The sequence below is a fragment of the Micromonospora sp. NPDC049102 genome (assembly GCF_043197485.1).
Lineage (GTDB): Bacteria > Actinomycetota > Actinomycetes > Mycobacteriales > Micromonosporaceae > Micromonospora.
On sequence record NZ_JBICTE010000020.1, the window covers coordinates 105,094 to 112,794 of the forward strand.

General features: G+C 72.5%; 4 protein-coding genes. 3 read left to right on the forward strand and 1 reads right to left on the reverse strand.

The genetic code is table 11. The annotated features are described in order from the left end of the window. Positions 1 to 25: 25 nt before the first annotated feature. The gene (locus ACGFH9_RS19910) at positions 26 to 2,275 is read right to left on the reverse strand and encodes a hypothetical protein (RefSeq protein WP_393221281.1); all 2,250 of its coding nucleotides are present in this window, start codon (positions 2,273 to 2,275) and stop codon (positions 26 to 28) included. Between the two features lie 147 nt (positions 2,276 to 2,422). Here ACGFH9_RS19910 and ACGFH9_RS19915 point away from each other — a divergent pair, with 147 nt between their 5' ends. From ACGFH9_RS19915 to ACGFH9_RS19925, 3 genes are all read left to right on the forward strand, one after another. Beyond that, positions 2,423 to 4,081 (forward strand): FAD-dependent oxidoreductase, encoded by a 1,659-nt coding sequence (locus ACGFH9_RS19915; RefSeq protein WP_393221284.1) that lies wholly within the window; start codon positions 2,423 to 2,425, stop codon positions 4,079 to 4,081. A gap of 55 nt (positions 4,082 to 4,136) precedes the next feature. Further along, a complete protein-coding gene (locus tag ACGFH9_RS19920; RefSeq protein WP_393221287.1) occupies positions 4,137 to 5,576 on the forward strand; it encodes an ATP-binding protein in 1,440 nt (479 codons plus the stop codon). A 93-nt stretch (positions 5,577 to 5,669) separates the two neighbouring features. Beyond that, positions 5,670 to 7,613 carry an ABC transporter ATP-binding protein gene (locus ACGFH9_RS19925; protein ID WP_393221308.1) on the forward strand — a complete coding sequence of 648 codons (1,944 nt, stop codon included), beginning with the start codon at positions 5,670 to 5,672 and terminating at the stop codon, positions 7,611 to 7,613. Positions 7,614 to 7,701: the final 88 nt, after the last annotated feature.

Genomic DNA, 7,701 nt, shown 5'->3' on the forward strand with positions numbered 1-7,701 from the left:
CCGGCGACGATATCCGGCCACCGCCTCAACCCGTCGTCCGGTGCTCGGTGCGCAGGCGCGCCGTCAGGTCCCGTACCGCCTGCGTGAACTCCTCCTGCGACTCGCACGGCAGGTGAGCGAGGATGGGTGGCGGCACGCTGTCGCTGGGCGGCGGGACGACGCCCTGCGGGTCGGTCGACCGGCGGTCCACCGCGGCCTCCGGCCCGGCCGGCGTCGCGGTGTCCCCGGGCCGGTGCGGAGCGAAGATCCACCCACCGATCGGGTCGGTGTCGCGCCACAGGTTCACCCAGCGCCAGCCGATGCGCTCGCCGATGTCCCGCAGCACCCGCGTCTCGACGTAGGCGGGGAACAGCCGCGAGTACAGCCGGCTCAGCGGCGACCCGTAGGTGAGCAGTGCGACCCGGTCGGTGACCCGCCGCGGCAGTTGGAGCAGTGTGGCCGCGAGCAGCACCGAGCCGTGACTGTGTCCCGCCAGCAGCACCGCCTCGCCCTGGTCCACCAGGTAGGTGATCCGCTTGGTCAACTCCGGCACCGCCCGTTCGGCGTAGCAGGGCGGCGCGAAGGGATGCGCGCCTCGGGGCCAGAAGGTGCCCAGGTCCCACAGGACGCCCACGTACCGGCGGAACCCGGCCGTCCGGTAGGCGAAGATGCCGCCGATCACGAGCCCGATCAGGATCGCGGCGATCGCGTAGTTGCCCGCCCCGATGAGGAAGGTGACGAAGCTGTCGGGCACACCGAGGTACGCCTGGAACAGGTCGCCGGGATAGAGCTGCAACAGGCCGAGCAGGCTGGTGGCCAGCCCGACCGCGGCGAACCCGGCGTAGACCACGGCGAGGGGTTCCACGCAGTCGGTGAACCGGGCCCGGGCGACCGCCTGCTCGACCCGTCGCAGCCGCGTCGCCGCCTCCGGCGGCGCGTCCGGGAAGTCCGCGGCCACGATCGCCCGCGCGGCCCGCCACCGGCTGGCGCGGGTCGCGACCGTGACCAGCACGCCCACCAGCACCGCCGCCGCCACCGCCAGGAAGAACCCGAAAATCGCCCACTTGTACGCCAGTGGCGGGCCGAACGCGGACCGGCTGACGTGCCGCCCGTCGCGGTCCAACACGTCCGCCACGCGGTAGACCAACTCGGCGGAGAACGCGACCGCGAGTCCGGCGGCGACCGTGACGAAGACCGGCGCGCCCAGCGCGCGCAGCCGCGGGAGCCGTTGTCCGTCCGCACGCCGTCCGCCGCCGCGCGCCCAGAGCACCGTCGCCGCGAGGATGACCAGCAGGAAGGTCTGGCTGACGAACAACCAGGCCACGATGGCGCCGTAGCCGGGCAGCATCTCGCTGTGCGGCCAGGGCTCGCCACTGGCCAGGGTGTACGCGATCACCAGGATCGTCAGGCCGCAGGCGATCGTGCGGAGCCCGCGCGTGACGCCCTCCAAGCCGGGCACGGGTCTGGTCTGGTCCATACCCCGTACCCAGGTCAGCAGGACCAGGCAGGCGAGCAGCACCCCGCCCGTCGCCACCGCGAGGGCCGCCCGCACCCACGACGAGTTCTCGCTGTTCCAGGCGGCCAGCAGGCTGCCGTCCAGCGTGGCGAACGCCGCCGCGACGTGCACCGAACGCAGCCGCCCCACGACCGGAGTGCCGTCCCACTGGCCGACCGCGCTCAACTCCGAGACGGAGGTCTCCCGGACCGCGCCGGTGCGGAAGGCGTCGAACGAGTGGCTCGGCCGGGCGGCCAGCGACCACACGATCCCGATGGCCGCGACCGGCACCAGGGCCAGCACACCCAGGCGTACGCCGGGCGAACGTCCGCCGAGCCAGGACAGCCAGTTGCGTCCGTCCAGGCAGCTCGGCGTGCCCATGCACCGCCAGGCGGTGAGGTCCACCGCCACCCCGACGATGGACAGCACGTAGAGCATCGTGAGGGTGAGTGCGAGCACCCGACCCAACGCGACGACGGCGTGCTTCGCCGAATCGTTGGCCGGGCGCATCCAGAGCGCCACGTTGCAGAGCATGAAGGGCAGCAGGAACACCAGCGACAGCGTCCGTACGGCCGTGCCGGACGGAAGGTCACTCCAGCGGTACGCCTCCAGCGTCACGCCGTCCGTGCCGGTCGAGTCCGGGTAGCCCGGTCGAGGGCGGTAGAACCCGCCGCTGCGGTCTCCGGCGACCTGGTGGACGTGCGGCCGGTCGAGCACCTGGTCGGCGCCCGCGCCCGAGACGCCGTGCACCCGCAGCTCCACGATCCGACCGGTCGGTTCGGTCGGCGACGCGTCCGCCATGGGCCCTCCGCAGGTGTGCGACAGCCGGCGGTCGACGGCGTCGGCCGGCCGCGGCGACGCGGCTTACCCGTCCCGGACCGTGTCACGCCTGCGTCGCTGCCCACGCGGTGGTGCGATTCGACCTCGGGAGGTGGTTCTATTGGCGCCATGGCAAACCCGGTGATCCTGACCGTCGACGACGATCCCGCGGTGTCCCGCGCGGTGGCCCGGGACATCCGGCGCCGCTACGGCGACCGTTACCGGGTACTGCGCGCCGCCTCCGGCCCGGAGGCGCTGGACGCGCTGCGGGAGGTCAAACTGCGCGGCGAGCAGGTGGCGCTGCTGCTGGCCGACCACCGGATGCCGGAGATGACCGGCGTCGAGTTCCTCGAGGCGGCCATGGACATCTTCCCGGCCGCCCGCCGGGTGCTGCTCACCGCGTACGCGGACACCGACGCGGCGATCGAGGCGATCAACGTGGTCGACCTGGACCACTACCTGCTCAAGCCCTGGCACCCGCCGGAGGAGAAGCTGTACCCGGTCGTCGACGGTCTGCTCGAGGCGTGGTCGGTCACCCCGGACGCGACGAGCACCGAGATCCGGGTGGTCGGGCACCGCTGGTCGGCGCCGTCGTTCAAGGTCCGTGACTTCCTGGCCCGCAACCTCGTGCCGTACCGCTGGTTGTTGTCCGACGACCCCGAGGGCGCCCGGCTGCTCGACGCGGCCGGGGCCACCGAGGCGGACGTACCCCTGGTGGTGACCGCCGAGGGTAAGGCGCTGGTCGCCCCCAGCGAGGCCGAGCTGGCCGCGCTGGCCGGGTTGACAGTGGTGCCGGCTTCCGACTTCTACGACCTCGTGGTGATCGGCGGCGGTCCGGCGGGCCTCGGCTCGGCCGTCTACGGCGCGTCCGAGGGGCTGCGGACCGTGCTCGTCGAGCGGCGGGCCACGGGTGGGCAGGCGGGGCAGAGCAGCCGGATCGAGAACTACCTCGGCTTTCCGGACGGCGTCTCCGGCGCGCAGTTGACCGACCGGGCCCGCCGGCAGGCGGTGAAGTTCGGCGCGGAGCTGCTCAGCGCCCGCGAGGTGGTCGGCCTCAGCGAGGCCGGCGGCGCCCGGCTGCTGCGCTTCGGCGACGGCAGCGAGATCGCCGCGCACACGGTGGTGCTGGCGACGGGCGTGTCGTACCGGGTGCTCGACGCCCCCGGGCTGGCCGACTTCACCGGTCGGGGAGTGTTCTACGGCGCGGCCGCCACCGAGGCGCCGAGCTGCGTCAACCAGGATGTCTACATCGTGGGCGGGGCCAACTCGGCCGGCCAGGCGGCCGTGCACTTCTCCCGGTACGCCGCCCGCGTCCACCTGCTGATCCGTGGCGCGGACCTGACGGCGTCGATGTCGCGGTACCTGATCGACCAGTTGGAGCGCATCGACCAGATCACCGTGCACCCGCACACCGCGGTGGTCGGGGCGACCGGCGACGACCACCTGGAACGGCTCACCCTCTGCGACACCCGCACCGGGCAGAGCCGAACGGTCGACACCTCCTGGTTGTTCATCTTCATCGGCGCCGAGCCGCGTACCGAGTGGCTGGACGGGGTGCTCGTGCGCGACGGGCGGGGCTTCATCGTCACGGGCCCGGACCTGCTGGCCGGTGGTCGGCGCCCGGCCGGCTGGTCGTTGTCCCGCGACCCCTACCACCTGGAGACCAGCGTGCCGGGGGTGTTCGCCGCCGGTGACGTCCGCGCCGAGTCGGTCAAACGGGTCGCCTCGGCGGTCGGCGAGGGTGCGATGGCCGTGTCGCTCGTGCACCGTTACCTCGAGGCCCAGTGAGCGCGAGGAGTGAGCCGGGTTTGCGAGCCCCGCAGTCGCGAACGAAGGAGATGCCGTGACCAGCGAATCCGATCGGCTGACGCCGGCGCAGCTACGTGACCTGTTCCTGTTCGAGGCACTCGACGACGCACAGCTCGACTGGCTGGCCGAGCACGGCCGTGTGGAGCAGCGCGCCGGCGGCACCCTCGTGTACGGCGAGGGTGAGGCTGCCACCTGCTTCTTCGTGCTGCTGCACGGCGCGGTGTCGCTGAGCCGTCAGGTCCGTGGGGACGACGTCGAGGTCAGCCGCACCGACCAGCGTGGCGTGTACGGCGGCGCCACGCAGGCGTACCTCGGTGACCAGGTCGAGCAGACGTACCGCAACAGCCTGCGCGCGGTGGTCGACGCCGAGTTCTTCGTGCTGCCGGCGGAGGACTTCGCGCACGCCCTGCGGTCCTGGTTCCCGATGCCGATGCACCTGTTGGAGGGGCTGTTCTTCGGCATGCGCGACAGCCAGACCATCGTGGGCGAGCGGGAGCGGCTGCTGGCGCTCGGTTCGCTCTCGGCGGGGCTGACCCACGAGCTGAACAATCCGGCCGCGGCGGCGGTGCGGGCGACGTCGGTGCTGCGCGACCGGGTAGCGGGTATGCGGCACAAGCTCGCGATGATCGCCGACGGGCGGCTGGACGGCCGGGCGTTGCACGGGCTGGTCGCGTTGCAGGAGGAGGCGGTCGCCCGGGTGGCGACAGCGCCGAAGCTGAGCCCGGTCGCCACCGCCGACGCCGAGGACCTGCTCACCGACTGGCTGGAGGAGCACGGTGTCGGTGGCGCGTGGGACCTGGCACCCATCCTGGTCGCCGGCGGTCTGGACGCGGCCTGGCTCGGCCAGGTGAAGGCGGCCGTCGGCCCGGCGGACCTGGAGGCCGCGGTGCGCTGGCTGTCGTACACCGTCGACACCGAACTGTTGATGCGCGAGATCGGCGACGCGGTGACCCGGATCTCGGGCCTGGTGGGCGCGGCGAAGCAGTACTCCCAGCTGGATCGCGCGCCGCACCGGGTGGTGGACGTGCACGACCTGCTCGACGCGACGCTCGTCATGTTCAAGGGCAAGATCCCCGCCGAGGTCAAGCTCGTCCGCGAGTACGACCGCAGCCTCCCGCCCATCCCGGCGTACGCGGCGGAGCTGAACCAGGTGTGGACCAACCTCATCGACAACGCGCTGGGCGCGATGGGGGAGAAGGGCGTGCTGACCGTCCGCACCGGGCAGGTCGGTGACCTGCTGGCGGTGGAGGTCACCGACACCGGCCCCGGTATCCCGCCGGAGGTGCGCCCCCGCATCTTCGAGCCGTTCTTCACCACCAAGCCCGTCGGGGCGGGCACCGGACTGGGGCTGGACATCTCGTACCGGATCGTGGTCAACAAGCACCATGGCGACATCCGGGTGGAGACCGAGCCCGGGCACACCACCTTCCGGGTCCTGCTGCCGATCACCGAGGACGTGACCGCGCTGCCCTGACACGCCGACTACCTAAAGACATCGAGCGGTTGCGGGCAGTAGTCTCGGGCGGCGTCCGTGCTTCCCGCCCCCCGAGGAGCGTCCGTGGACTCGATGGCCCGCCCGCGTACCGCGCCCCACGACGACCAGCCGGTCGACCCTCTCGACGACGGCTCCGTGCTGCCGGAGCTGGAGGACGCCGTCTGGATGCATCACGCGAAGACGTTCGCGCACACCAGTTTCTGGGCGGTGGCCCGGCGGCTGCCGAGGTTGGTGCGTGAGGCGGTCGCTCTGGCCTGGGCCACCAACCGCGTGGACACTGTCGCCTCCATCGGCCTGAACGTCGCGGCCGGGGTGATGACGACCTTCGGGCTGCTCGCCACGACCAGCGTGCTGCGGGAACTCTTCGCGGCCGGACCGACCCCGGACCGGGTGCGCTCCGCCCTGCCGGCGCTGATCGTGGCCGCGACGGCGGTGTCGTCGCGCGGCGGCCTGACGATCGCCGCCGGTTGGGCACAGGCCCGGCTCACCCCTCAGATCAACTACCAGGTGGAGCTGCGGCTGTTCGAGGCCACCACGGCGGTGGACCTGGCCGCGTTCGACGACGCCGGGTTCGCCGAGGAGATGGACCGCGTCCGCGACCGGGGAATGGGCGAGGCGGCGTGGATCGTCGACCACACCGTCAACCTGGTCACCGGCGTCGTCGGGATGCTCGCCACCGCCGTCGCGGTGACCGTCATCCAGCCGTTGCTGCTGCCGTGCCTGCTGCTCGCGGCGGTGCCCCAGGCGATCACGGCCGTACGGATGGCCCGCCGGGAGTACCTGGCGATGCTCGCCCGGATCACCCGACGGCGGCGGATGTGGATGCTCGCCCACCTGATGGCCAACCGGCACACCGCCGCCGAGGTGCGCGCCTACCAGATGCGTGACTTCCTGCTCGCCGAGTACCGGGGCGTGATGGCCGTCGAGACTCGCGCCCAGCTGCGGCTGGTGCGTTCGCAGACCGGCACCCGTGTGGCCGGCGCCACCGTGGCGGGCCTGGCCACCTTCGGCGTGTACGCGGTGCTCGGCGGCCTGCTGCTCGCCAACATGGTCGCCCTCGCCGCCGCGGCCACCGCCCTGCTCGCCCTCCAGTCCGCCCGGACCAGCCTGGGCGTCGCGGTCGTCGCCACCAACTCGCTGTACGAGGACGCCCTCTACTACCAGGACTACCGGGATTTCCTGACCCGGGCGCAGGAGCGCGTGCCCGTCGGCGGCAGCCGGACGGTCGACGGTGTCGACACGATCGACCTGCGCGACGTGAGCCTGCGCTACCCCGACACCGACGCCCCTGCGGTCGACCGGGTCAGCCTGGCGATCCGGCGCGGCGAGGTGATCGCGCTGGTCGGCGAGAACGGCTCCGGTAAGACCACCCTCGCCAAGCTGATCGCCGGGCTCTACCAGCCGACCGGCGGAACGATCCGCTGGGACGGCGTCGACGCCGCCGAGCTTGATCCGCGTACGCTCGGCGCGCAGGTCGCCGTGATGACGCAGGAGTACTGGAAGTTCCCGTTCACGGCGGGTCAGAACATCCGCGTGGGCCGGCACGACCGTACGCCCGACCGCCCCGGCCCCAGCGTGCAGGAGGCGGCCGACGCGGCCGCCGCCCACGACATGATCGTCGGTCTGCCGCACGGCTACGACACCCTGCTCGACCGGGAGTTCAAGAACGGTCACGAGCTGTCCGGCGGGCAGTGGCAACGGCTGGTCGCCGCGCGGGGCCTCTACCGCGACGCCGCCCTGCTGATCTGCGACGAGCCGTCAGCGGCCCTGGACGCCCGCGCCGAACACGCCCTGTTCCAGCACCTGCGCCGTCGAGCCGACCGCGCGGTCGTCCTGATCACCCACCGGTTGGCGAACGTCCGGCACGCCGACCGGATCTTCGTGATGGACCGTGGCCGCCTCGTCCAGCAGGGCAACCACGACGAGCTGATGGCGGCCGGGGGCCTCTACCGCGAGCTGTTCGAACTACAGGCCAGCGGCTACCGCGCCAACACCGACGAAGCGCGCTCCCGCTAGGCCGTGTGTCAAAGCCCCTGGCCGGCCTGCGGAGGCCGAGAGGACCGGCCGTTTCGGCCGCTGGTGAACCGTCGCTCGCGGGCCCGTG

Coding starts and splice junctions, on each gene's coding strand:
- ACGFH9_RS19910 (WP_393221281.1), bottom strand. CDS start 2,275: ATGGCGGACGCGTCGCCGACCGAACCGACCGGTCGGATCGTGGAGCTG.
- ACGFH9_RS19915 (WP_393221284.1), top strand. CDS start 2,423: ATGGCAAACCCGGTGATCCTGACCGTCGACGACGATCCCGCGGTGTCC.
- ACGFH9_RS19925 (WP_393221308.1), top strand. CDS start 5,670: ATGGCCCGCCCGCGTACCGCGCCCCACGACGACCAGCCGGTCGACCCT.